Source organism: Mycolicibacterium vinylchloridicum (assembly GCF_013404075.1).
GTDB lineage: Bacteria > Actinomycetota > Actinomycetes > Mycobacteriales > Mycobacteriaceae > Mycobacterium > Mycobacterium vinylchloridicum.
In genome coordinates, this window is the sequence record NZ_JACBJQ010000003.1 from 23,962 (window position 1) to 49,593 (window position 25,632).

The 25,632-nt window shown below is 68.0% G+C and carries 20 protein-coding genes; 6 read left to right on the forward strand and 14 right to left on the reverse strand.

Features of this window, described 5'->3' with window-relative positions; genetic code table 11:
• The first annotated feature begins 48 nt into the window (after positions 1-48).
• Positions 49-507 carry a MaoC family dehydratase gene (locus HPC46_RS03740; protein ID WP_179466946.1) on the forward strand — a complete coding sequence of 153 codons (459 nt, stop codon included), beginning with the start codon at positions 49-51 and terminating at the stop codon, positions 505-507.
• Positions 508-567: 60 nt separating this feature from the next.
• Here HPC46_RS03740 and HPC46_RS03745 read toward each other — a convergent pair whose 3' ends face one another.
• Positions 568-2,040: an aldehyde dehydrogenase gene (locus HPC46_RS03745; protein WP_179466948.1), complete on the reverse strand. Its 1,473-nt coding sequence runs from the start codon at positions 2,038-2,040 to the stop codon at positions 568-570.
• Positions 2,041-2,081: 41 nt separating this feature from the next.
• Complete coding sequence (locus tag HPC46_RS03750; RefSeq protein WP_179466951.1) at positions 2,082-2,861, reverse strand: class I SAM-dependent methyltransferase; 780 nt, start codon at positions 2,859-2,861, stop codon at positions 2,082-2,084.
• Between the two features lie 60 nt (positions 2,862-2,921).
• Between HPC46_RS03750 and HPC46_RS03755 the strand changes: the two genes are divergently transcribed.
• Complete coding sequence (locus HPC46_RS03755) at positions 2,922-4,079, forward strand: glycosyltransferase family 4 protein (protein ID WP_179466953.1); 1,158 nt, start codon at positions 2,922-2,924, stop codon at positions 4,077-4,079.
• On the opposite strand, the gene HPC46_RS03760 is transcribed toward HPC46_RS03755, so the two are convergent.
• Genes HPC46_RS03760 through HPC46_RS03775 form a run of 4 tightly spaced genes read right to left on the reverse strand, consistent with a single transcriptional unit; the run spans position 4,063 to position 8,037 of the window.
• Positions 4,063-4,596, reverse strand: coding sequence for a TetR/AcrR family transcriptional regulator (locus HPC46_RS03760; protein ID WP_179466955.1), 534 nt, complete (start codon positions 4,594-4,596; stop codon positions 4,063-4,065). The two genes, HPC46_RS03755 and HPC46_RS03760, sit on opposite strands and share 17 nt — an antisense overlap.
• Positions 4,580-5,026 (reverse strand): SRPBCC family protein, encoded by a 447-nt coding sequence (locus HPC46_RS03765; protein WP_179466957.1) that lies wholly within the window; start codon positions 5,024-5,026, stop codon positions 4,580-4,582. The genes HPC46_RS03760 and HPC46_RS03765 overlap by 17 nt, the downstream gene beginning before the upstream one ends.
• Positions 5,027-5,078: 52 nt before the next feature.
• Positions 5,079-6,824: an MmpA family trehalose lipid delivery protein gene (locus HPC46_RS03770; RefSeq protein ID WP_179466959.1), complete on the reverse strand. Its 1,746-nt coding sequence runs from the start codon at positions 6,822-6,824 to the stop codon at positions 5,079-5,081.
• 7 nt (positions 6,825-6,831) lie between these two features.
• A complete protein-coding gene (locus tag HPC46_RS03775) occupies positions 6,832-8,037 on the reverse strand; it encodes a cell envelope lipid trafficking protein PgfA (protein WP_179466961.1) in 1,206 nt (401 codons plus the stop codon).
• Positions 8,038-8,208: 171 nt separating this feature from the next.
• Between HPC46_RS03775 and HPC46_RS03780 the strand changes: the two genes are divergently transcribed.
• Complete coding sequence (locus tag HPC46_RS03780; protein WP_179466963.1) at positions 8,209-9,387, forward strand: acyltransferase family protein; 1,179 nt, start codon at positions 8,209-8,211, stop codon at positions 9,385-9,387.
• A 30-nt stretch (positions 9,388-9,417) separates the two neighbouring features.
• Here the strand turns inward: HPC46_RS03780 and HPC46_RS03785 are convergent, their stop codons facing one another.
• The 4 genes from HPC46_RS03785 to HPC46_RS03800 are packed head-to-tail and all read right to left on the reverse strand — an operon-like array spanning position 9,418 to position 16,383.
• Positions 9,418-10,884: an AMP-binding protein gene (locus HPC46_RS03785; RefSeq protein WP_179466965.1), complete on the reverse strand. Its 1,467-nt coding sequence runs from the start codon at positions 10,882-10,884 to the stop codon at positions 9,418-9,420.
• A complete protein-coding gene (locus HPC46_RS03790) occupies positions 10,877-11,866 on the reverse strand; it encodes a phosphotriesterase family protein (RefSeq protein ID WP_179467342.1) in 990 nt (329 codons plus the stop codon). Before HPC46_RS03790 ends, HPC46_RS03785 begins: the two co-directional genes overlap by 8 nt.
• 25 nt (positions 11,867-11,891) lie before the next feature.
• On the reverse strand, positions 11,892-16,163 hold the full coding sequence (locus HPC46_RS03795) for an alpha-(1->3)-arabinofuranosyltransferase (RefSeq protein WP_179467344.1): 4,272 nt from the start codon (positions 16,161-16,163) through the stop codon (positions 11,892-11,894).
• A 46-nt stretch (positions 16,164-16,209) separates the two neighbouring features.
• Positions 16,210-16,383, reverse strand: a complete 174-nt coding sequence (locus HPC46_RS03800; RefSeq protein ID WP_005142693.1) for a DUF2613 domain-containing protein — start codon at positions 16,381-16,383, stop codon at positions 16,210-16,212.
• A 112-nt stretch (positions 16,384-16,495) separates the two neighbouring features.
• Here HPC46_RS03800 and HPC46_RS03805 point away from each other — a divergent pair, with 112 nt between their 5' ends.
• Entirely contained in the window at positions 16,496-17,701 is a 1,206-nt protein-coding gene (locus HPC46_RS03805; protein WP_325096559.1) for a glycoside hydrolase family 3 N-terminal domain-containing protein, read from the forward strand.
• A gap of 68 nt (positions 17,702-17,769) precedes the next feature.
• Complete coding sequence (locus HPC46_RS03810) at positions 17,770-18,390, forward strand: TetR/AcrR family transcriptional regulator (protein WP_179466968.1); 621 nt, start codon at positions 17,770-17,772, stop codon at positions 18,388-18,390.
• Between the two features lie 7 nt (positions 18,391-18,397).
• On the opposite strand, the gene HPC46_RS03815 is transcribed toward HPC46_RS03810, so the two are convergent.
• Together HPC46_RS03815 and HPC46_RS03820 are read right to left on the reverse strand one after the other, a co-directional pair.
• Positions 18,398-19,252, reverse strand: coding sequence for a MaoC/PaaZ C-terminal domain-containing protein (locus HPC46_RS03815; protein ID WP_179466971.1), 855 nt, complete (start codon positions 19,250-19,252; stop codon positions 18,398-18,400).
• A 2-nt stretch (positions 19,253-19,254) separates the two neighbouring features.
• Positions 19,255-20,607: a 3-oxoacyl-ACP reductase gene (locus HPC46_RS03820; protein WP_179466973.1), complete on the reverse strand. Its 1,353-nt coding sequence runs from the start codon at positions 20,605-20,607 to the stop codon at positions 19,255-19,257.
• 118 nt (positions 20,608-20,725) lie between these two features.
• On the opposite strand from HPC46_RS03820, the gene HPC46_RS03825 reads away from it, so the two are divergent.
• Positions 20,726-22,030: an acetyl-CoA C-acetyltransferase gene (locus tag HPC46_RS03825; protein WP_179466975.1), complete on the forward strand. Its 1,305-nt coding sequence runs from the start codon at positions 20,726-20,728 to the stop codon at positions 22,028-22,030.
• Positions 22,031-22,251: 221 nt separating this feature from the next.
• Here HPC46_RS03825 and HPC46_RS03830 read toward each other — a convergent pair whose 3' ends face one another.
• Both HPC46_RS03830 and HPC46_RS03835 read right to left on the reverse strand, forming a co-directional pair.
• Positions 22,252-23,481, reverse strand: a complete 1,230-nt coding sequence (locus HPC46_RS03830; protein ID WP_233716214.1) for an alpha/beta hydrolase family protein — start codon at positions 23,479-23,481, stop codon at positions 22,252-22,254.
• Positions 23,482-23,681: 200 nt separating this feature from the next.
• Positions 23,682-25,517, reverse strand: coding sequence for an acyl-CoA dehydrogenase (locus HPC46_RS03835; protein WP_179466977.1), 1,836 nt, complete (start codon positions 25,515-25,517; stop codon positions 23,682-23,684).
• Between the last annotated feature and the right edge of the window lie 115 nt (positions 25,518-25,632).

Consider the following 25,632-nt stretch of genomic DNA (forward strand, 5'->3'; position numbering starts at 1 on the left):
GGGGTAACCGGTCTGAATTGAATTCAGAATTGAAAAGGAAGAGACCCCATGAAGGTGATCACGTCCATCGACGATGCGGCGTCCGCGGTCGGCCAGGAACTCGGCGTCAGCGACTGGCTGCTGATCGACCAGAAGCGCATCAACGACTTCGCCGACGCCACGGGCGACCATCAGTGGATCCACGTCGACGTCGAGAAGGCCAAGGCCGAAAGCCCCTATGGCGCACCGATTGCCCACGGTTTCCTCACCCTGTCGCTGGTTCCCGCGCTGTCCAAGGACAACTTCCGCGTCGAGAACGCGAAGATGGCCATCAACTACGGGCTGAACAAGGTCCGGTTCGTGGCGGCGGTGCCGGTGGACAGCAGCATCCGGGTGCGTTCCGAGCTTGTCGGCGCCGACAAGGTCGACGACAACACCGTCAACATGACCGTCAAGCACACCATCGAGATCGACGGTGTCGACAAGCCGGCCGCGGTGGCCGAGATGATCGTCCGCGCGATCTTCTGACGCCTCGACCCGGAAAAAGCCCCGACACGCTCGCGCGTGCGGGGCTTTTTCGGCGGTCGCCTATTCCGGCGTGTAGCCGAACGGCAGCAGCACACTCTTGGCCTGCGTGTACGGCTCGATGCCCTCGGGTCCGTTCTCACGGCCGATACCCGAGTTCTTGTAGCCGCCGAACGGCGCACCCGGATCGAAGGCGTACATGTTGACCGCGTAGGTGCCGGTGCGGATCTGCGCGGCGATCTTCATGGCCTTGTCGTTGTCGGTGGTGAACACCGAGCCGGCCAGGCCGTAGGCCGAGTCGTTGGCGATCCGCACCGCATCCTCTTCGGTGTCATAAGGAATCACCGACAGCACCGGTCCGAAGATCTCCTCCTGCGCGATGGTCATCGAGTTGTCGACGTCGGCGAACACCGTCGGCTGCACGAACCAGCCGTTGTCGAGCCCTTCGGGACGCCCGCCGCCGGTGACCAGCCGGGCACCTTCCTCGACGCCCTTCTTGATGTAGGCCTCGACACGCTCGCGCTGCTTCTCGCTGATCAGCGATCCGATCATGGCGCCGGCGTCGTCGGGCAGCCCGACCGGCATGGCCGCCGCTGCGGCGGAGACCTTCTCGACGACCTCGTCGTAGCGCGAACGGGGAGCCAGAATCCGGGTCTGCGCCACGCAGGCCTGTCCGGTGTTCATCAGACCTGAGAACACCAGCATCGGCAGGGTGGAATCCAGGTCGGCGTCCTCGAGAATGATGGCTGCCGACTTGCCGCCCAGCTCCAGCGTGCACGGCTTGAGCCGCTCGGCGGCGATCTTGGCGATCTCCTTGCCGACCGCACTGGACCCGGTGAACGTGTACTTGTCGATCTCAGGGTTGGCGGTCAGCGCACGACCGGTCTCCGGCCCACCGGGGACCACCGACAGCACGCCCTCGGGCAGCCCGGCCTCGGCGAAGATATCGGCCATCGCGAACAGCGACAGCGGGGTCTCTGCGGCGGGCTTGACGACGATCGTGCAGCCGGCGAGCAGCGCGGGGCCCAGCTTGTTGGCAGCCAGGAAGAACGGCACGTTCCATGCGGTGACGGCGGCGACGACACCGATCGGCTCGCGCAGCACCATCGTCTGTCCGTAGGCGCCGTCGCGGAAGTCGCGCCAGGTGAACTTGTCGGCGGCACCGGCGAAGAACTGGAACGACGAGATCGCGGCGCCGTACTGCATCATGTCGACGATCGTCGGCGGCTGGCCGGTCTCGGCGGCCAGCAGGAACTTCAGTTCCTCGGCACGCTCTTCGAGGATCTTCACGGCGCGGCCCAGGATTTCGGCGCGATCGGCGGGCGACATGTGTGGCCAGGGGCCTTCGTCGAAGGCTTTGCGGGCGGCGGCGCAGGCGGCGTCGACGTCGGCTTTGGCCGCCAGCGGCACCTTGCCGACCAGTTCGCCGGTGGCCGGGGAGTGCACCTCGATCACGTCCGACGTGGAGGGCTCGACCCACTTGCCGCCGATGAACAGCTTGTCCCATTCGGTTTTGAACGCGGTGCTCTGTGTCATGACCGTCACATTACCTACTGAAGACAGAAACTAGAACCTGTTCATTTCTGGCGAATCGGCGGCCGCAACACCAGTACCAGATTGCTCACCGCGAACTCTCGCAGGCCGGGGGCTCCCGTCAGCCACCAGGCCCATCGCGGGTGGTAACGCGGGAATGCCGCGACCAGCGCCCCTGTGCTCGAAGCCCAGCTCAGGCCGTCGGCCACCGAGACCTCGAAAAGCGACGACCCGTAGTTGTTCTTGGGCGGGCGGCCGTGCTTGCGGGTGTAGCGAGCCGCTGCCCGAGCGCCGCCCAGGTAGTGGGTGAGGCCCATTTCGTGGCCACCGAACGGTCCGAGCCAGACGGTGTAGGACAGGATCGCCAGCCCGCCGGGCCGGGTGACGCGCAGCATCTCCGCACCGAGCTGCCACGGTCGGGGCACGTGCTCGGCGACGTTGGACGACAGGCAGACATCGACGCTGCCGTCGGCAAAGGGCAGCGCCAATCCGGACGCCCGGAGGAAGGAGCCGGGTCCTGCCTGGCGTACCTGCTCGGCGGCGTGCATCTCACTCGGATCCGGTTCGACGCCAACGTAGTTCCAGCCCGCGTTGGTGAACGCCGTCGCGAAGTAGCCGGGCCCGCCGCCGACGTCGACGAGGGTGTGCCCGGCCGGCGGGTCCGGCTGCGTTGCCCGCCAGAGGTCGGTGACCATATCCGCGGTGTCGGCGGCCAGGGCGCCGTAGAACCGGGCGGGGTCGCTGCGTTCATGGCGGAACTCGGACAACAGCCGCACCGACCGGCCCAGCGTCGCGCGCTGGGCGAACAGGTCGGTCGCGATCACGGCCTCACCCTAGTGATCGGCATTTCCAGGCCAGTTCAGCACGGGGTTAGGCTGATCTCGATGTCCTCCACCGTTCGCTCCGTCCTGCTGCTGTGCTGGCGGGACACCGGGCACCCGCAGGGCGGCGGCAGCGAAACCTACGTTCAGCGCATCGGCACGCTGCTGGCCGACTCGGGCATCGACGTCACCCTGCGCACCGCCCGCTATCGGGGTGCTCCGCGCCGCGAGGTCGTCGACGGCGTCACGATCAGCCGCGGAGGCGGGCCCTACAGCGTCTACATCTGGGCGGGACTGGCCATGGTGGCCGCGCGGGTGCGGCTCGGCCCGCTGCGGCGGGTGCGTCCCGACGTCGTCGTCGACACCCAGAACGGGGTGCCGTTCTTGGCGCGGCTCGCGTTCGGGCGACGCGTCGCGGTGCTGGTGCACCACTGCCATCGCGAACAGTGGCCGGTTGCCGGCCGCTTCGTGGGCCGGCTGGGCTGGCTGGTCGAATCCCGGTTGTCGCCGCGCATGCACCGGCACAACCAATACGTCACCGTTTCCCTGCCGTCGGCCCGTGACCTGTCCGAGCTCGGGGTAGACGCCACACGGATCGCCGTGGTGCGCAACGGTCTCGACGAAGCGCCCGCAGACACCCTGACTGGGCAACGGTCGTCAACGCCGCGCGTTGTGGTCCTGTCAAGGCTGGTGCCGCACAAGCAGATTGAGGACGCGCTGGACGCAGTGGCCGAACTTCTGCCCCGCGTCGCCGATCTGCACCTGGACATCGTCGGCGGTGGCTGGTGGCATGACCGGCTTGTGGAGCGGGCGCACCGCCTCGGCATCGCCGATGCGGTCACCTTCCACGGCCACGTCGACGATCGCACCAAACATGCTGTCGTACAGCGGTCCTGGGTTCATGTGCTGCCGTCCCGAAAGGAAGGCTGGGGCTTGGCCGTCATCGAGGCCGCTCAGCACGGCGTGCCGACCATCGGCTACCGGTCGTCGGGCGGGCTCACCGACTCGGTCATCGACGGTGTGACCGGTGTGCTGGTCGACGACCATGACGGCTTGGTCGGAAGTCTCGAACACCTTCTGGCAGAACATGTTCTGCGTGACGAGCTCGGCGCCAAGGCCAAAGCCCGCAGTAGGGACTTCTCCTGGCAACAGAGTGCCGCCGCTATGCGCGCGGTGTTGGAGTCCGTCCATGCGGGAACGCGTGTCAGCGGTGTGATCTAGCGTCGATCAGCTCGATGAAGTGCTGTGCCGCCGCGTCGACGCCCGCGTCGTCGTTGGTGCCGGCCAGGTCGAGCAGCAGGCCGCGCATGACCGCCAATCCGAGACGGGCCAGGGCGGGATCAACCTGGGCATCGGCCGGTACTTCGGCAAGCCAGCGATCGACCGCGCCGGGCAACATCGTGGTGAACGGTGACTCGCCCTGCGCCCCGCGCGAATAGCACTCGAAGAACAGGCGCTCGAGCGCGCGCAACTCGGGCCTGCGCAAGTGCTCCCACATCTCGGCGAATCCGGCCGCACCTTCACTGAGCATCGCCATCTGCCTGCGCTCGACATCGTCCACCACCGCGAGCAGCAGTTCTTCGCGGGAGCCGAAGTGGTGCAGCAACATTCGGTGACTCGTGCCGACCGCTTCGGCGAGTTCGCGCAGCGAGCGCCCACCGACACCGTTGTCGGCGCATTCGCGAACCAACGCGTCGAGCAGCTCGCGTCGGCGGGCAAGATCAGGCGTTCGAACCACGAAGCCTCCACATGCCTTCGCTGCGCGCTTTCAGCCCCTGCGCTTCCAGCCCCAGGTATCGCTGCGTCATCCCGCGCATGAGCGCGCCCACCAAAGATCCGATGGGTCCGCGCTGCTCGAGTTCCTGGCGCACGAGGGTGTGACCGACGCCGACCGCTGACACCAGGTGTCGCGCCGACGTTCGGCCGCCGGGGGAGCGCTGCACCCAGGTCCACGATGTGCCGGGGTCGACGTCGGTGACCGTCCAGACCAGTTTCGGCATGCGTGGCTGTTTGATCTCGAAGCTCCTGCCGACGGCGATCTGCGGCCCGTCGAGACCGGTCAGCCGGGTGACCGACGCGGTCCACTCCGGCCACTTCTCGACGTCGGTGAACACGTCCCACACCAGATCCGCAGGTGCGTCGATGGCGACGCTGCTGGAGGTCAACATGTACCAGATGGTACATGTTTGCGGTGCGCCGACATCGACGTTATGCGGCGATCTATTCGAACTTTTCCTGCGGGTTGCCGGTTTGGGAGAGGGGAGTGCGTGGGCGTCGGCCCACCAGGCCCGCAACACCGGCCCCCATCAGCAGCGCCAGCCACACCAGGTGAACAGCCACGGCCAGCGCCCGTTTCCGTTGGGGCGCCGCCTGACTCGACCCGCCGACCCGATACAGCGTGAGGTCGTCGTCGCGATAGGTCACCGGCAGACCCTGAAGCGTCCGCTGGGCATCTCCGATCTCCCCTGCGCTCCCCGACTCCACGACGACCCAGCCGACCCCGGCGTCGGCCAGCGCTTGGGCAGGCCCGCCGGCCAGAAGCGTGCGCTGTACCGCGCGTGCATGGCTGCCCTCGCCGGGCACCGACTCACCCGAGATGGTCAGGTCGCCGGTGGCCAGCACCTCGGCGCGGACGAAGCGCGGCAACGGATCGAGTACCGGCGCAGGACCAGACCAGCTGAATTTGCGCATGCTGTCGGCGGGCAGCACCGCCACGTCTGCCGGCGCAGCGTTGACGATGCCGGCCACCGCCGACCACCCCGGCGGGTAACGCACCGACACCACTTTGCCCCCGACGCCGAAGGCCAGATCGGGCAGCACAGCGATGATCGCGACCACGCACACCAGCGCGGTGACCCCGGGGCGAACCCACCGCCGCAACGTCACGACAGCGGCGGCCCCGGCGACGACATAACCGGGCATCGCCAACGCCACCCACTTCTGCCCGTCGCGCAGCACACCCACGCCCGGCGCAGCATCGACGACCGCCCGCAGAACAGACAACCCCGGTCCGGTGGCCACCGCCGCCGGCAGCAGCACGCTCACCGCCGCCAACACCAACAGCGGCAGCGCGGCTCGCCGCCGCAACACCGTCGGCAGCCCAGCGGCTACGACGGCCAGCAGGACGACGGTCGCCAGCAGCGCCAACAGCGTTGTGCGAGAGGACGGAACGGCCTCGGCGTTCCAGATCCCACCGAGGCCGGCCAGGCTGCCCAACGTGCCAAGGCCCGGCTCGGCACGAGCGGCGAACGCAGCCACGCCCGAGGACGGCGTCGAATCCAGCGCATCGCCGAGCGCCGATGCGGTCAGCCACGGAGACGCCGCGAGCCCCGAAGCGATCAGGACCCCGACCGCACACCGCAGCCGGGACACTCCGCCGCCGGGTACCGCGATACAGGCCAGCGCCACCACGGCGGCCAGCAGCAGACCCGTCGGCGTCAGCCCGGCGAGCGCGATCCAGAACACCACCGCCGCCCACCGCCCCACGGCCGGCGTGGCGTCGTCGGCGCGCAGCCCAAGCATCGCCTTGGCCACCCACGGCAGGCAGCCGTACCCCACGAGCAGGCTCCAATGCCCTTGCAGCAGCCGTTCGGCGACGTAGGGATTCCACACGGCCAGGGTGGTGGCCACCAACCGGCCCGCCATCCCGGCATCGGGCACCACCGCCTCGGCCAGCCGCGCGGCGCCCCAGCCGGCCAGGAAGATTCCGGTGATCAGCAGCGCCTTGACCAACACCCCGCCGTCGAGGACGGGCGAGATCGTCGCGATGAGGAAATCCTGCGGCACCGCGCGCGGCGCCGACTCACCCAGGCCCAGCGCCGCGTCGGAGAAGTACGACCGCGGGGTGGACACCGCGTCGCGCAACAGCAGATAGCCGGGGGCGACCAGCGGTGCGGTCACCGCCAGCGCGAGTAGGAGGGCATACCCCGGCACCACCCACCGGACCGCCCGGCGTGCCTGGGTCATGCCGAGCTCACCGCTGCGGCGGTGGGGGCTCCAGATCCGGTCTCGGCCTGGCCGCGGGCAGCTTCTCGGTCTGCGCCTCCGCGGCGGGCATCGGCCCAGTCTCGTCCTTGCCGAAGAACCCGTGGTCCCCACTGTCCAGGCCCGGGTCGATCAAGGCCGATTCCGCGCGCACGCTGAAGGTTCCCAGCAGCACGCCACCGACGAGGGCCACCAGGCCGGCCGCAGTGAAGCTGATCGGCAGCACCCGAGACCACAGCCCCACCCGGTCGCGCTCGTCGCGGGCGGTAGCCACCCGCGATTCGATGGTCTGCTCGTTCGAGGTGACCTTGTAGTCGGCCAGCTCCATTTCGGGCTTCAGCGGATCGCGGGCGTAGTAGTGGTTCGCGTGTTCGGTCGACTTGACGATGACGCCGGTGACCGGGTCCACCCAGAACGTGCGCTGGGCGGCGTAGAAGCGGGTCATCGTGATCGGCTCTTCCGGCGGTCCGGGCAGGCCCCACAGCTCCGCCCGCGCGGTGACCTCGCCGTCCTCGCCCTTGTCGTAGAGCGACGCGTACTTGATCGGATCGACCAGCTTGCCGTCGGCGTCGTACCCGACGTTCTGGGTGAACCGGTAGGTGGTCAGCCCGTTGACGTCCTCCTGGCCGTCGTAGTTGGCGTCGAACGCCTTCTGCGCGATCGGATCGAAGTAGGGATACGTCTTCTTCTCGGTGCCGAACGGGAACCGGTAGGCCAGGCCCTCGTGTGGCAGCGCGATGTTGGTCGGCGGCTTGGTGTCCTCGATGGTCCGCGGCTTTTGCACCGATCCGCCCGGATGCGTGTCGTCGGACACTGCCAGCGCGGTGCTCCGGTTCACCGTCACGGTGTCGACCATGGCCAGCAACAAACCGTTGTCCTGTTGCTTGTCGCTGCGGCGCACGCTGGTGCCGACCTGCAGCGTCACCACATCGGCGTTGGCCGGCGACTCGACGGTGATCTGCTGCTGGGAGACCAGCGGCACGTTCTTGTCGATGATGAACTTCTCGCCGGTCAGCGACGACGGGTCCAGCGCGGTGCCGGTGCCGTCGCTGACCAACGTCTCGTCGATATCGAGGGGATTCTTCTCGATCTTGCCCGAGGTGTAAGTGGACAACAGCAGCGCGGCGATCAGCAGGGCGGATCCGAGCCCGATGATGCCGTATGCCGTGATACGCAACATGCCCGCGCGATTCACGCTGCCGTGGCCTCCCTCGCTCCCGATCTTGCTGTGCACACGCCTCTGACGACGAAGCAAACGTGTCTGACCCTAACAGCAGAGCCCGAGGCACCGGCTCATTAGGAGGTCATCGCCGCAGCCCACGGGTACCCACTTTCACAGGTGATCCGCGCCCGGCACACTGGCTGCATGACACCGGAGGCGGAGCAGGTCGGGGGCACCCGCAGCTTCCTGCCCGCGGTGGAGGGGATGCGCGCCTGCGCGGCGATGGGAGTGGTCCTCACCCACGTCGCTTTCCAGACCGGGACCTCCGGCGAGGTGGTAGGACGCCTGCTGCACCGCTTCGACCTGGCCGTTGCGGTGTTCTTCGCGCTATCGGGGTTCCTGCTGTGGCGCGGTCATGCGGCCGCGGCGCGCGGACTGCGGCAGCGCCCGACCACCGGCCACTATCTACGCTCGCGGCTGGTCCGCATCATGCCCGGCTACGTGGTGGCCGTCGTCGTCATCCTGACCCTGCTGCCGGAGGCCAACCATGCCAGCTGGACGGTGTGGTGGGCCAACCTGACGCTGACGCAGGTTTACGTTCCGCTGACGCTGACCGCCGGGCTCACCCAGATGTGGAGCCTGTCGGTGGAGGTGAGCTTCTATCTCGCGCTACCGGTCCTGGCGTTCCTGGCGCGCGGGTTGCCGGTGCGAGCCAGGATCCCGGTGATCACGGTGGTGGCGCTGGCCAGCCTGGCCTGGGGCCTGCTGCCGATCCACACCGCGCAGGGGGTCAACTTCCTGAACTGGCCACCGGCGTATGCCTCCTGGTTCGCCGCGGGCATGCTGCTGGCCGAGTTCACCGTCAGCCCGGTCGGCTGGATGCACAAGCTGGCCCGAAACCGTTGGGCCATCACGAGTATCGCGTTGGTGGCTTATCTGATCTCGGCCTCGCCGCTGGCCGGGCCGAAGGATCTGGTCCCGGCGACGCTGGGACAGTTCGTGATACGCACGTCGATGGGAGCCATCGTCGCCGGCGCGCTGCTGGCACCGCTGGTGCTCGATCGCCCCGAAACCGCGCACCCGATTCTGGGCAGCCGGTTCATGGTCACGCTGGGCCGCTGGTCCTATGGACTGTTCGTCTGGCATCTGGCCGCGTTGGTGATGGTGTTCCCGATGGTCGGCAAGTTCATGTTCAACGGCAACCTGATCGTCATTCTGGTACTGACCCTGGTTCTGGGTTTCGCGATGGCTGCGGTCAGCTACGCGCTGATCGAGTCGCCGTGCCGCAATGCCCTGCGGCGCTGGGAGTATCGGCGCAAGGCGCCCGTCCCGCCGCTGGACAGTTCGGTCAGTGATGCCCCCGAGCCGGTGATCGCGCGATAGCCCGGTCGCACCGCAGATGCCACCCCGCAGCTAGGCGTTCAGCCGGGCGATGACCTCGTCGCGCACCGCGGTCCGCCGGGCCTTGCCTGCGTCGTCGCGCAGTGGGGTGTCGACGAATTCCACGGTTCGCGGCACTTTGTAGTCGGACAGCCGTTGCGCCACGAACGCGGCGACATCCTCCTCGGTGAGGGCGCCGCCCCCGGTGTGCACCAACGCATAGGGCACCTGGCCGAGGTCTTCGTGGGGCACCCCGACCACCAGACAGGACAGCACAGCGGGATGCTCGGCGAGCGCGTTCTCGATCTCGGCCGGGTACACATTGCGCCCACCGACGGTGAACATGTCGACGCGCCGGTCGGCCAGGTAGAGGTAGCCCTCGTCGTCGAACCAGCCCAGATCGCCCAGCGAGTCCCAGCCGTCACGGGACTTGGCGGTGCTTCCGATGTAGCGGTAGGTGGCGCGCTCGCCCGCGTTCGGACGCATGTAGATCTCGCCGATCTCCCCAGGGGAGCACTCGTTGCCGTCGTCGTCGAGCACCTTCATCTGGCCACTCACCACGCGGCCGACCGACCCCCGGTGGGTCAGCCACTCCGACCCACTGATGAACGTCAGCGCCTGAAGTTCGGTGCCGCCGTACAGTTCCCACACCGCATCCGCGCCCAGCAGGTCGATCCAGGCCTCCTTGATGTTGGGCGGGCATGGTGCGGCCAGGTGCCACAGCCTGCGCAGCGACGACAGGTCGTAGGCGTCGGGGTTGGCGTGATACACCGGCAGCAGCCGCTGCATGATCGTCGGCACGGTGGCGAGGTAGGTGACCTTGTAGTCGGTGACCAGACGCAGGAACTGCTCCGGGTCGAAGCGGCGCATCAACACCAGATGCTGCCCGGTCAGCAGCGCGATGGCCGCCGAGGTGAACCCGGTGTTGTGGCTCAACGGAACCGGCAGCAGCTGGGTGTCGGTCGGCTCGTTACCCATCCCGATCGCCACCAGGTCGGCCGGGTAGCGTCCATCGCCGCCTGCCTCGATCAGCTTGGGCCGCCCGGTGCTGCCGCCGGAGGCCATCGACTTCCACACCGGTGAAACCGCTTCGGGCAGTGGATCATCCGAGAGATCTAGGCTGCCGGTGAAATCGGCGTCCACCGATGGCACCAGGCCCCGCGGGTCGGCTCGGCCGACCAGCAGGGCGCGCGGCGTGAGGTCGAGCAGTCCCTCGAACTCGGCGTCGGGCAGTCGCGGTGAGAGCGGCTGCGGAATCGCCCCCAGCTTCCACACCGCCACGGTCGCCTGCACCCACTCGATCGAATTCGGCACCGCGATCGTGACGTAATCGCCTTGTTTGACCCCCAGTTCGGCGTAGGCGCGGGCCAGCCGGTTCGACGTCGACTCCAGCTCGCCGCGGGTGATGGTGCGGCCGTCGCAGCTCACCACCGGTCGGTCGGGCGCCTCGGCGGCGAGCTGGCTCATCCGGGTCCCGATCGGGGGAGTCGCCTCAGACATAGGCACCTTGCCTGGAGAAGATGTTGCGGGGGTTGTCCACCAGCATGGTGGTGATCTGTTCGTCGGTGACGCCGCGCTGGCGCAGCGCGGGCAGCACGTCGTTGTGGATGTGGCGGTAATGCCAATTGGGCAGTGCCACCGGCACCAGCTCCTCCGGCAGCCAGTCGATGTAGCACGACGCATCGTGCGACAGCACCATCTTGTCGGCGTGGCCGCGTTCGCACATCCGCGCGACGGTGTCGACCCGGTCGTCGAAGCCGAGCATGCTGTCCAGCCCGAACCGGTCCATCCCGAGGTACGAGCCGGCCGCGATCAGCTCTTCGAGGTAGCCCAGATCGGTTGTGTCCCCACTGTGTCCGATGATCACCCGGCTCAGGTCGACGCCTTCTTCGGCGAAGACACGTTGTTGTTCCAGGCCGCGGCGGGTCAGGGCATGGGTGTGGGTGGTGATCGGGACACCGGTCTGCCGGTGGGCCTGGGCCACCGCGCGCAGCACCCGTTCGACGCCGGGGGTGATGCCGGGTTCGTCGGTGGCGCACTTGAGGATTGCCGCCTTGACGCCGGTGCCGGCAATGCCTTCGGTGATATCGCGGACGAACAGCTCGGTCATGATCTCCGGGCCGTCCAGCAGCGTTCCAGGTCCGCTGAAGTGGAAGTACATCGGGACGTCGTTGTAGGTGTAGATCCCGGTGGCCACCACGATCTGCAGGTCGGTCTGCGCGGCCACCCGCTGAATGCGCGGGATGTAGCGGCCCAGCCCGATCACCGTCGGATCGACGATGGTGTCCACACCGAGGGCCTTCAGCTCGCTGAGTTTGGCGACCGCATCGGCTTCCCGGGCCGCCTCGTCGCCCCAGCCTTCGGGATAGTTGTTGATGATCTCGGGCGACAGGATGAAGACGTGTTCGTGCATGAACACCACACCCAGGTCGCTGGCCGGGATCGCTCCCCGTACGGTCTCGACCTGTGACGGCGCCGTCATTGCAGGTTCAGCCATACCCGGCACCCTAGTGCGAAATGCTTGTGTCCTGGGCGGTTTCGCTGTCAGTGCGGGCCGGCGGCCGCCGCACGGCGGAGGCGGCCAGCGTACCCACGGCGATCAGCGCCAGCAGCTGAACCCAGGGTGAGTGGCCGATGTATCCGTCGACCGACCGCCAGGGGTAGCGCGACAGCAACGCGCCGGCCGCGATCAGCCCGCAGGCGCTGGCCGTCAGTGTCAGCCGGTCGCGCAGCCCGGCGCGGTGGCGCAGCACGTAACCGAGCACCAGGGCGACGCCGAACACCACCAGACCGCCGACCCCGCCGATCAGTCCGCCGGTGGCCAGAACTCCCGCGCCGGCCAGGACGGGGAGCGTCCATGGCCGGGCTGGTCCCGAGTCGGCCGGCCGCCGGCGGGGCGGCACCAGTGCCAGCAGGAGCAGCAGCGGAAGCAGTGACAGTCCGGCGGCAAGGCCGATCCGGTAGCCGCGGTTCGACGGGAAGGTGACCGTCACGGGGCCTTGTTCCCCGGCGGGAATCACCCACCCTTGTTGCCAGCCGTTGACGACGACCGGCGTCAGGATGACGCCGTCGGGCAGGTGGGCGACCCAGCCGGGGTTCACGCTCTCGGGGACGGTCAATACGCGTGCGGTGGGGGCGCGGTCGACGGAGAACTCCCGACGGTCCGCACCCCAGCTGGCGACTTTGGCGGGAGTCGTTGCGGCGGTGGGTATTTGACCGGCCAGTGGGCCGGCCAGCTGGGCACCGTCGACGACGAACGCCGAGCCGGGACTGATCAGCAGCTCCTGTTGGCCGGCCGGCAGGGCGATCGGGGTCGGGTCGCAGGCGCGGGCGGGCACGGGCTGGCCGTCCAGCAATGCCCCGACGGTGGTGGTCACCGAGGTCTGCACGAACCGGCCCGATACGGCGACGATGGGGCCTTCGCCGCAGGGGATCTGTATGGTGCGTTTCCGGTTGGCGGCGGCGTCGGCGGCGCCGACCGGTTTGCCATCCGGCCCCAACACTGCGACCTCAGCCAGGCCTGGCGGTTTGAGCTGGTCGAAACCCAGTGCCGTGCGGTCGATTACGTCGTCCCAGTCAAGCAGGCTGATCTGCACCTTGTCAGTTACCCGGGGCCGCAGGGACAGCGTTTGCGGGCCCGCGTTCGGGCGGGAGTCCAGCCGCCGGGTCTGCGGGCCGTCGCCGAGGTCGATGGCCACCATCGTGGGATGCGTGGGCAGCGGTGACGAGCTCGGCGTCAGCGTCAGCCCGGTGACCTCGGTCGGCTTCGGCAACGTCACGGTCAGCGTGGGGGCACTGCGATGCTGCACCACATTCTGCGGTGCGGTCCACGAGGTTCGGGGATCGCCGTCGGTCGCGGCGTAGGCCGATCCGTCCACATCGATGAGATCGGCGTCGCCATGCGACCGGACGGTGCCCGGCTGGGCGATCAGGTCCGCGAGGTGCGGCCCTTGCCGGGCACGCACCCACACTGTCGGGCTCACCTCGATCGGCTTGGGCACGGTCAGGGTGCGGCTCAAGGTGACGGGCTCCTCGGGGGCCTGTGCCATCGAGGCCGCGCAGTGCACGCCGTCTTCAGAATCCGCGCAGCCCTGCCGGCCGAGCAGCTCTGAGCCCAGATCCCAGGCGGCAACCGCTGATCCGCCGGGTGGACCCGGCACCACCATGGTGTGCCGAATGTCCACCGGGTGAGCGAAACCGGACGCGTCGTACTGGGTGACCGAAAGGTCGGTGATGCCGAACTGGACACCCGACGAGCCGTCGTCGGTGCCGACCGCGGTGATCCGCACCCACGGCGACTCCCCGTACGGCAGTGCCACCGCCAGTGGTTTGCCGGGTTCGTCGAAACGCACTGTGGTGGTGCCATTTTGGGTCGACACCTGGAGTCGGCGCACCTGGGCGCCGACGGCGGTGGCGCTCGGGGTGATCGTCAGCGTTGCGTTGGTGACCGGGCGGTCGAAATCGATCTGCAGCCACTGGCCGACCGCCGCTTGCAGCGAGTTGGACACCCATGCGGTGGCCGAGTCGCCGTCGACGGCCGCGGCCGGACCGCTGGCGGGTGAGACATTGGGCAGCGCGGTGGCATCCGAGGACGAACTCGAAGCCGACAGTCGCCCGCCGGTCCAGGCGCCGTGCACGAGCTTGGCGCCGGGGACAGGATAGTCGGGCACCCGGTTGAGAGTGTTGCGGCGATCGCCCTGCGCCCTGGCCGCCGACGAGTGGTCGTCGACGCGGCCGTAGTCGGTCTCTCGGTCGACGGGGGTGTCGGTGACGGTGACCAGTGGCGCCGGTAACCCGGCCCGCTGGGCGTCGGACGTCAGCAGCATCGGTCCGAGTGAAGGTTGCCCGAGCAGACGGCGCCGTTCGTCGATCCGCAGCAGCACCTCGGGCCCGCCGTCGACGCGAGCCATCCGGCTGGCGTCGGTCAGATATGGTGCACTCGGATTACCTTGTGTGGCAACACGGTAGATCTCGACAGCGGGGTAGCGCGGGCGCAGCCCGCTGTCGCTGATGAAACCGTCGAGCGTGCCCGGCCCGACCGGGTCGCCGAACTGCGCCACCTTCGCCAACCCCGGTGAGCCGTCGATCGCGCGGTGTACCAGCAGCGGGCGCGCCGACCGTGACTTGTCCGGGTCGAGGTCGTTGCGCACCACGACAAAGGAGATGCCCTGCCGTGCCAGGGTGTCTGCCAGCCCAGCCGACGGCCGGCCCGCCGCGAACAGCCGCTGCACCGAGTCCAGTGCGCGAATGGTCTGCGGTGGGGTCAAGGGGATGGAATCGCGTACCCCCCAGGGGCTTTCGCCGAGAACCTGCAGCGGCTCGTCGTGGCTGTTGCCCCACACCTGGGTGGCGAACGGTGCACCCGGGACCACCAGCACCCGCCCCGGCGTGGGCTCGCCGCTGTTGTGCTCGGTCAGCCAGTCCGCGGCCTGGTGCCAGTAGTCGGGGATGGCGCGGAACGCACCGGGCGGGGTGAGCCGGCCGGTCCACGCCATCGACGTGGCCACCATGAGTGCGGCGAGCACCACGATGCCGACGGCCACCCGTTTGTCGTTCTCGGGGTGGGCGAAGGCGCGGACCCACACCGGCCGTGGTGCGCTGCCGGGCAACGGGATACGGCTGAGCAGATGCGCGACGCCAAGCACGAGCGGGATCCGGATCACCGGCTCGAGCTTGTGCACGTTGCGCAGTGGGGCGCCGGAGGCATCGAGGAAGGCCTGAACCTGGTGCGCCAGCGCTGAGCCAAGCCCGCCGGAGTAGCCGACGCCCAGCAAGACGATGCCGATCAGCAGCATGGCGATCAGCCGGCCGCGCGCCGGCATCGAGCGCAACGCCAGGCCGGCCAGCCCGCCGGCGGCCACCAGTGTGGTCGCCAGAATCATGGCCGGCTGGGTCACCAGTTCGGCGGCCGCGGTGGCATTCGGAGCGACGAACGGTGTCCAGCTGTCGGTGCCGCGCAACATCTCGGTCAGCGACGTCCACTGCGTCGTGACACCGGAGGACTCGATGAAATCCAGGAACGGCGGGCTGATCCGGCCGAGCGCCAGCAGCGCGACCACCCACCAGGTGACCGCCAGCGCCGACGCCAGCGCCCACCACGCGCCGAACCGCCACCACACCCGGTTGGGCCGATGACACAGCCACCAGATGATCGCGGGCAGACAGCCGGTCATCGTCGCGACTGCGTTGACCGCACCCATCAATGCCAGCGCGATCCCGGCCCGCCCGGCCAGCACCCGTAGTGGCCGGCTTCGGCCCGATGTCGCCGGCCCAGCGGCTCCGTCTCCGCCCCGCAGCGCCAGGATCACCGGCAGCAGCACCCACGGCGCCAGCATCATCGGCAGGGTCTCCGACGAGATCGACCCCAGCGTCGTCAACACCCGGGGCGACAGGGCGAACGCGAGTGCGCCGATGATGCGCGACGGCGTTGTCCCGATGCCGAGTGCCTCGGCGACTCGCAGCAGCCCCCAGAATCCGGCGGTCAGGAGCAGCGCCCACCACAGCCGCTGGGTGATCCAGCCGGGGACGCCGAGGGTGTCGCCGAGCAGGAAGAAAGCCCCATGCGGGAACAGATAGCCGTAGGCCTGATTCTGCGCCTGCCCGAATGGCAGGTCGCTGTTCCACAGGTTGGCCGCGCGGGCCAAGAAGCGCAGCGGGTTCGCGGTCAGGTCGAGTTTGGTGTCCGGCGAAATCATCCCCGGCGATTGCGCGAAGGACAGCACCAGCGCAACGAGGAAGGCTCCGCCGAGCCAGCGCCGCGAGAGCGGCGGGGTGGTGATGGGCGCCTCCGTGACCGCGGGGGAGGCGGCGCGCAGCGTGCTCAGGCTAGCCGCGGTTGCCGTACTCGACGCGGTTCAGCACCGATGATGCGGGATCGCCGGGAGCCAGCGGCGGCTTGGTGTCCTGCTGGATCATCAACGTCACGCCGAAGACCGCGGCGGCCCCGAGCAGCAAACCCACCACGATGCTGGCGGCGGCAGGAACCACGAACCGGGTCATGATCGGCGCTCCTTGCTCGGGTGCTGGATTACAGGGGTGAATACCCGCTGGCCAACCTAGCACGCGGCGAACCTTGGTTGGCCGTCGGCGACGGCCATGACAGCATGTGCGGATGCCTACCCGCCTGCTCTCGCTTCGCGGTATTGCGGCCTTGTCGGCACTTCCGTTGCTGATCGTCGGCTGCTCAACCTCGGCTTCTCGCCCCGCAGCCACGTCATCGGCACCGGTCAGCACATCGTCGTCGGCCAGCCCGCTGGCCGGGCCCGCCCCGGCACCCGCGGCCCCGGCGCAGCCGGCCTGCGGTGACGGCCCGGGCTTGCTGAGCGCGATGTCCACCCGCGACAAGCTCGCCCAGGTGCTGATGGTCGGCGTCAAGAACAGCGCCGACGCCCGCGCCGTGGTGGATACCTATCACGTCGGCGGCATCTTCATCGGCAGCTGGACCGACCGGTCGATGCTGACCGACGGCTCGCTCACCGACTACGCCAATGCCGGCCCGCTGCCGCTGGCCGTCAGTGTCGACGAGGAGGGCGGCCGGGTGGAGCGGCTGTCGTCGCTCATCGGTGAAGCCCCGTCGGCCCGGGTGCTGGCTGCGACCCAAACCCCCGACCAGGTGTACCAACTGGCGCTGGACCGTGGACGCAAGATGCGCGGGCTCGGGATCACCATCGACTTCGCGCCCGTCGTCGACGTCACCGACGCCGCCGACGACACCGTGATCGGCGACCGGTCTTTTTCCAATGATCCGGCCGTGGTGACGGCCTTCGCCGGCGCCTACGCCCGCGGCCTGCGCGACGCCGGGCTGCTGCCGGTGCTCAAGCACTTCCCGGGCCATGGACACGGTTCGGGTGACTCGCACACCGCGGGCGCGGTGACCACCCCGCCGCTGGCGGACCTGCAGACCAGTGACCTGGTCCCCTACCGGACGTTGACCACCGAAGCGCCCGTCGCGGTGATGATCGGCCACCTCGAGGTGCCGGGGCTGACGGGCTCGACGCCGGCCAGCCTCAGCGCCGCGGCGGTGGGTCTGCTGCGCAGCGGCGGCTACGGCGGGCCGGGCTTCGACGGTCCGGTGTTCAGCGACGACCTGTCCAGCATGGCGGCCATCGCCGATCGGTACGGAGTCGCCGATGCCGTCCTGAAAAGCCTGCAGGCGGGCGTCGATGTGGCGCTGTGGGTGACCACCGACGAGGTGCCCGCGGTGCTGGACCGGCTGGAGAAGGCGGTCAACGCCGGCGAGCTGTCACTGCCCGCGGTCGAAACTTCCGTGCTGCGAATGGCGCGTCTGAAAGGGCAAAGTCCCCGTTGCGGGGGATAGCCTGAAGGATCGATCCGGCGGGCAGGAGCGTAGCGACCCGGGGATCAGGGACGCACGGAGGTAGTCAGATGGCAGGTGGCACCAAGCGGTTGCCCCGCGCCGTGCGGGAGCAGCAGATGCTCGACGCCGCTGTGCAGATGTTCTCGGTCAACGGCTATCACGAGACGTCGATGGACGTCATCGCCGCCGAGGCGCAGATCTCGAAACCGATGCTGTATCTCTACTACGGCTCCAAGGAAGAACTCTTCGGGGCGTGCCTGGCGCGCGAGCTGAGCCGCTTCATCGAGGCCGTGGGAGCCGACATCGATCTCCGGCAGAGCCCACATGACCTGCTGCGCAGCGTCATCCTGTCGGTGCTGCGCTATATCGACGCCAACCGGGCCTCGTGGATCGTGCTCTACACCCAGGCAACCAGCTCGCAGGCGTTCTCCCACACCGTGCGTGAGGGCCGCGAGAAGATCATCGACATGGTGGCCAGGCTGCTGGAGGCCGGTACTCGACATCCGGAGCCCGGCACCGACTTTCACATGATGGCCGTGGCGCTGGTGGGTGCCGGCGAGGCCGTCGCCGCGCGGGTCAGCGCGGGCGACGCCGATGTCGACGAGGCCGCCGACATGTTGATCAACCTGTTCTGGCGCGGCCTCAAGGGCGCGCCGTCCGACAAGGAAGCCTCACCCGCCACCTCCTGATCGGCGCCTACAGACTGCGAATCGTCCCGGTCAGGTGGGGATACCCCTTGGCCATGTTGCGCAGCGCGATATCCCAGCCATCGCTCACCCGGTCGACGTAAAGGCCGGCGCTGGCCGGCAAGATCACCGGCTTGCCGAACTTCACCGAGTAGCGCACCGCGTCGGGGAATTGCGCCTCGATGTTGGCCAGAACGGCTGCCGCACTGAACATTCCGTGAGCAATGACGGTGGGGAAGCCGAACAGCTTGGCGCCGATCACGTTGGTGTGGATCGGATTGTGATCGCCGCCGATCGATGCGTAGCGCCGGATCGTTGCGGGGCTGATCCGCAGAATCGCGTTGGGCGGCGCCAGTTTCGGCCGCTTGGGCGGTTCCGGCTTGGGCTCACCGGACAAGCTGGTGCGCTGCTGGTGCAGGAACGTGGTGACCTGATGCCAGGCGAGCTCGTTGCCCACACTCACGTCGGCGACGACGTCGACCAGCAGACCCTTGCGGTGCTCGCGCAGATTCTCCGCATGCACCTTCACGGCGACGGTGTCGGTGACTGCGATCGGCCGGTATCGGGTGATCTCGTTCTCCACATGCACCGCACCCATTGCGGCGAAAGGGAAGTCGAAACCGGTGATCAGCGCCATGACCGTCGGAAACGTCAGCGCGAACGGGTAGGTCAGCGGCACGGTGTCAGCGAACCGCAGCCCGGTGACCGCGGTGTAGGCGGCGACGTTCGACGGGTCGATCGCGAGTTCGTCGACGGTCAGCGTCCGGTTGGGCAGATGATCGCTGCGCGGGATGAACGGCAGCGATCCGGCCGCGGCGCGCAGCAGGTTTCGCAGGCCGCTGGGCTGTTCGGTCGCGGTAGTCAAGGCTAGGCCCCCAACATCGCCTGGCCGCACACCCGGATCACATTGCCGGTCACGGCATTCGACGCGGGGCTGGCGAAGTAGGCGATGGTCTCGGCCACATCGACCGGCTTACCGCCCTGGTACAGGGAGTTCAGCCTTCGGCCGACTTCCCGAGTCGCCAGCGGGATCGCTGCGGTCATGGCGGTTTCGATGAACCCAGGTGCGACGGCGTTGATCGTGATGCCCTTGTCCGCCAGCCGTGGTGCCAATGCCTGGGTGAGCCCGATCATTCCGGCCTTGGTGGTCGCATAGTTTGTCTGCCCACGGTTGCCTGCGATGCCGGCCATCGAGGACAGCCCGATGATCCGCCCGCCCTCGCCGATGCTGCCGTTCCCGACCAAGCCTTCGGTAAGGCGTTGCGGAGCAAGCAGATTCACTGCGACCACGGCATCCCAGCGGGCGTCGTCCATATTGGCCAGCAGCTTGTCGCGGGTGATACCGGCGTTGTTGACCAGGATGTCCGCGCGGCCGTCGTAGTGCTCGCGCAGATGTTCGGTGATCGTGTCCACCGCGTCGGCGGCGGTGACGTCGAGCGCCAGCGCGGTACCCCCCACCTTCGCGGCGGTCTCTTCCAGAGCGGACGCTGCGCCCTCAACGTCGATCGCGACGACCTTGGCACCGTCGCGGGCGAACACCTCGGCGATCGTGGCGCCGATGCCGCGGGCCGCGCCCGTCACGATGCCGACCTTGCCGGCCAGTGGCTTGTCCCAATCTGCGGGCGGGGTGGAATCCGCAGCGCCCACGTAGAACACCTGGGCGTCGACGTAGGCCGACTTGCCCGACAGGATGAACCGTAGCGTCGATTCCAGGCCCGTCGCGGCGGGTTTGGCGGCCGGCGAGAGGTACACCAGCGCCACCGTGGCCCCGCGGCGCAGCTCCTTGCCCAAGGATCGGGTGAACCCTTCGAGCGCGCGCTGGGCGATGTGTTCGTCGGTGGTGGCGGCCTGGTCCGGGGTGGTGCCCACGACGACGATGCGCGCCGACGGTCCCAGGTTGCGCTGCAACGGGGTGAAGAACTCGTAGAGGCCGCGCAGCTGCGCCGGCTCGGTGATACCGGTGGCGTCGAACACCAGGCCGCCGAATGAGTCGGCCCAGCGCCCGCCGAGGTTGTCGGCGACGAGGTCGTAGTCCTCGGCCAGCGCCGCGCGCAGCGGTTCGACCACGCGGCCCTCGCCGCCGATCAGGAGCGAGCCGGCCAATGGCGGCTCACCGGGCCGGTAGCGGCGCAGCGTCTCCGGCTGCGGTATGCCGAGCTGCTTGGCCAGCAGCGAGCCCGGCGCGGAGTTGACGATCTGCGAGAAGAGGTCGGAAGCCACGAACGTGCCTTTCGAGTTGCGAGCGGGGGACCAGGGACGAACTTACTCCAGAGTAAGGACGGTGCGTAGTATGGGTGGGTATACCCCCTTCCAAACCGAACTCTAGGCGGAGATTGACGTGGCCTCTACCAGTGGAAACAGTCGCCGGGTCGCTGTGCTCGGCGGTAATCGCATCCCGTTCGCGCGCTCGGACGGCGCATATGCGGAGGCGTCCAACCAGGACATGTTCACCGCCGCACTCGGCGGCTTGGTGGACCGGTTCGACCTGGCCGGCGAGCGGCTGGGCGCGGTGATCGGCGGGGCGGTGCTCAAGCACAGCCGCGACTTCAACTTGATGCGCGAGAGCGTGCTGGGCAGCCAGCTCTCGCCGTACACCCCGGCGATCGATCTGCAGCAGGCTTGTGGCACCGGCCTGCAGGCGGCGATCGCGGCAGCCGACGGCATCGCGGCCGGCCGCTACGACGTAGCCGCAGCCGGTGGGGTGGACACCACCTCTGATGCCCCGATCGGGCTCGGTGACGAACTGCGCCGCACACTGCTTGGGCTGCGTCGATCCAGGTCGAACGTGGATCGACTCAAGCTCGTGGGCAAGCTGCCGGCCTCGCTGGGCATCGAGATCCCCACCAACGGCGAGCCGCGCACCGGGCTGTCGATGGGCGACCACGCCGCGATCACCGCCAAGAAGATGGGCATCAAGCGCGTCGATCAGGACGAGCTGGCGGCTGCGAGCCACCGCAATATGGCAGCCGCTTACGACCGCGGTTTCTTCGACGATCTCGTCACGCCGTTCCTCGGGGTCTACCGGGACAACAACCTGCGCGCTGACTCCAGCGCCGAAAAACTGGCCAAGCTCAAGCCGGTGTTCGGTGTCCGCAACGGCGACGCCACGATGACCGCCGGCAACTCGACCCCGCTGACCGACGGTGCCTCGGTGGCGTTGCTGGCAAGCGAGGAGTGGGCCATGTCACACTCGCTGACCCCGCTCGCCTACTTCGTCGATTCCGAGACCGCAGCGGTCGATTACGTCAATGGTCCCGACGGTCTGTTGATGGCGCCCACCTACGCCGTGCCGCGCCTGCTGGCCCGCAATGGACTGGCTCTGCAGGACTTCGACTTCTACGAGATCCACGAGGCGTTCGCGTCGGTGGTGCTGGCCCATCTGCAGGCCTGGGAATCCGACGAATACTGCAAAGAGCTGCTAGGACTCGACGCCGCACTGGGCGCGATCGACCGTTCCAAGCTCAATGTCAACGGTTCCTCGCTGGCCGCTGGGCACCCGTTTGCCGCCACCGGCGGGCGGATCGTGGCCCAGCTCGCCAAGCAGTTGGCGGAGAAGAAGAAGGAGACCGGCCAGCCCGTTCGCGGTCTCATTTCGATCTGCGCGGCCGGCGGTCAGGGCGTCACCGCGATCCTCGAGGCGTGAGGAAAAAATGTCGAAAAAAGTTTCCCCGGGTTTGTAACGAACGCGTGCGGGCTACAGATGTACTGGATAGCTCCGTGTTGCCGTCTGACCCCCCGACCCGACGGCAACACGGGGCATCCTCTTTGTTTGACGGCCCTCGTTGACGTCAACAAAGGAACCGCCGCTGGAGAAGAGGGGATTCCAGCGGCGGTTTTTTCAGACCAGACCGCTGCGCGAGGGGTTCAGGCCCCGGAATCTACGAGACCCGACTGCACGAGTGCGGCGTCGACGAACTCCTGAACCGGACGGGCTTGGAAGAAACCGGTGTGGCCACCCCGGTACCAGCCGATGTTCGGACGACCCCAGTGCTCCCACAGACCCAGCACCTGCTCGCGTGGGTGGACGATTCGGTCGGCGACCCCGGCGTAGATGAAGCGGCCCTCGGGAGCCACCTTGGGTTGCAGCGACAGCGGGGAGATCATGTCGCCGATCGGTTCGGCCAATTCCAATGTCCGATGACGCGGGTCGTCAGCGCCCAGGCCGGCGTGACGGCCGAGGATCGACACGAGGTTCGCCGGCGGAACGCCGAGGATGGCGCAGGTGAGATCCTCGTCAAGGCTGGCGACCAGAGCGGCGATGTAGCCGCCCAGCGAAATGCTGTTCAGCCCGATCCGGGCGCCGGGTTGTTCGGTCCGGATCCAGGCCAGCACCCGACGAATGTCCCAGACCGCCTGGGCGGTGGCGTGCACGTCATCCATCACATCTTCGCCGGGGAAGACCGCCCCCTTGGGTAGGCCTTTGGCGCGGGGTCCGTGCATCGGGAGCACCGGCAGTATCACGTTGAGGCCGAACTGCTCGTGCAGATGCCAGGCCCGGAACAGGGTGAGGTCCAGGTTGGCGCGGCCCATCTCCGTGCCATGCACACACACCAGCCACGGGCGCGGCTCGCGGTGGCGCAGCATCATGGCGTATTCGCGGTGGTTGCCGGTGTAGCTGAGCCAGCGCGCGCGCCCTGGCTCCCGCGTGTAGGGCTTGTAGCCGCTGTCGAACGAGATCCGCTCGTGGGTGCGGCCACGGCTCTTGTACGACTTGATTTTTACGTCGGTCGGAACCGGCGGCGCCTCGAAGAAGCCTTCCGGCCTGTCGAGCCAGCCCCGTTTGCCGTAAAAGTCGATGGCCTTGATGACCTCGGCGTTGATGTTGTCGTAGACGGTCGCGTCGCTCAGCGGGCGGCGCAGACGCAGACCGACCAGGACGATCTCGTCGCGCAGGGCGTGGGTTGCCAGAGACAGCGTCGGGCGGGCGACGGGCAGCTCGTCGCTGCCACCGTCGAGGTACGCGCCCCATGACCGGGCGTAGTAGCCCCCGGCTTTTGTGAAGGGCCCGACAATATTCGCCAGCGGATTAGCGCTGGCCGACTTTCTGCGGGTCGTAGCGGGATGCGCCGGAATAGCCTCGTTGCTGTCAAGCATCGCCATTCCTAGAATGTAGCCGATCGCCAGCTAACTGCCAGGGCCCAAGGTCCCGACCTTTATCCGATGAAGCGAAATTGCCTGCAAAAAGTGACCTAAGTCCTTGGATTGCCGGCCCAAGACACCGGCCGGCGTGGACGCCGTCGGCCCCGAGACCTGACGATCTCGGGGCCGATGGACGCAGAACGCGCGTCGAAGCTCTAGAAGGCAGCTTCGTCGAGTTCCATGATGTCGTTGTCGATCGTCTCGATCACCAGACGTGTGCTGGTCAGCTGCGGCAGCACGCTCTTGGCGAAGAACGACGCCACCGCGATCTTGCCCTCGTAGAAGGCGCGATCGGCGCCGACGGCACCGCCGTCGAGAGCTGCGATGGCAACCGCGGCCTGACGCTGCAGTAGCCAGCCGATGACCAGGTCACCGACGCTCATCAGGAAGCGCACCGAGGCCAGACCCACCTTGTAGATGCTGCTGGCATCCTCCTGCGCGGCCATCAGGTAGCCGGTCATCGACGCGGCCATGGCCTGGACGTCCTCGAGCGCCTTGGCGAGCAGCTCCCGCTCGGTCTTCAGCCGGCCGTTGCCCGCCTCGTTCGCAATGAGCTCGCTGATCTGGCCTGCGACGTGCGCCAGCGCAACACCCTTGTCTCGCACGATCTTCCGGAAGAAGAAGTCCTGCGCCTGGATGGCGGTGGTGCCTTCGTAGAGCGAGTCGATCTTGGCGTCGCGGATGTACTGCTCGATCGGGTAGTCCTGCAGGAAGCCGGATCCGCCGAAGGTCTGCAGGCTCTCGGTGAGCTTCGCGTAGGCCTGTTCGGAGCCGACACCCTTGACGATCGGCAGCAGCAGGTCGTTGACCTTGACCGCCAGGTCGGGGTCGACACCCTGCACCGCCTTGGCCACCGCGGCGTCCTGGTAGGTGGACGTGTAGAGGTACAGCGCACGCAGGCCCTCGGCGTAGGCCTTCTGGGTCATCAGGCTGCGACGAACGTCCGGGTGATGAGTGATCGTCACGCGCGGCGCGGTCTTGTCGGTCATCTGGGTCAGGTCGGCGCCCTGCACACGCTCCTTGGCGTACTCGAGAGCGTTGAGGTAGCCGGTCGACAGCGTGGCGATTGCCTTGGTGCCCACCATCATTCGGGCTTGCTCGATCACGTCGAACATCTGCGCGATGCCCTCGTGGACCTCGCCGACCAGCCAGCCCTTGGCCGGAATGCCATGCTGGCCGAAGGTCAGTTCACAGGTGGCCGAGACCTTCAGGCCCATCTTGTGCTCGACGTTGGTGACGAACACGCCGTTGCGCTCACCGGGTGCGCCGGTCTCGGCGTCGAAGAGGAACTTCGGCACGATGAACAGCGACAGACCCTTGGTGCCCGGTCCGGCGCCCTCGGGGCGGGCCAGCACCAGGTGCAGGATGTTCTCGAACATGTCGTCGGAGTCGGCAGAAGTGATGAAGCGCTTCACGCCGTCGATGTGCCAGGAACCGTCGTCCTGCTTGACGGCCTTGGTGCGGCCGGCGCCGACGTCAGAGCCGGCGTCGGGCTCGGTGAGCACCATCGTCGATCCCCAGCCGCGTTCGGCCGCCTTGATGGCCCACTGCTTCTGCTCCTCGGTGCCCAGGTTGTGAACGATCTGGGCGAAACCGGCGCCGCCGGCGTACATCCATACCGCGGGGTTGGCGCCGAGCACGTGCTCGTGCAGGGCCCACACCAGGGTCTTCGGCATGGGCATGCCGCCGAGTTCCTCGTCGAGGCCGACCTTGTCCCAGCCACCGTCGATGAAGGCCTTCACCGACTTCTTGAATTCCTCGGGCAGCGTGACGGTGTGCGTCTCGGGATCGAAGACCGGCGGGTTGCGGTCGCCCTCGACGAACGACGCAGCCAGCGGGCCTTCGGCGAGCCGGGCCATCTCACCGAGCATCTCCTGCACGGTGTCGGCGTCGAGATCGCTGTAATCGCCTGCGCCGAGCGCCTTCTCGAAACCGAAGACCTCGAACAGGTTGAAAACCTGGTCGCGAACATTGGACTTGTAGTGGCTCATGACGGTTCCTCCTCGACGAAGATGTCATCTGAAATTCGGGCTTTGTGGTTGAGTACTCAGAGCTAAGTTACCCACCAGTAACAGTGCTGAACTATACCGGCCGGTAACCGGAACG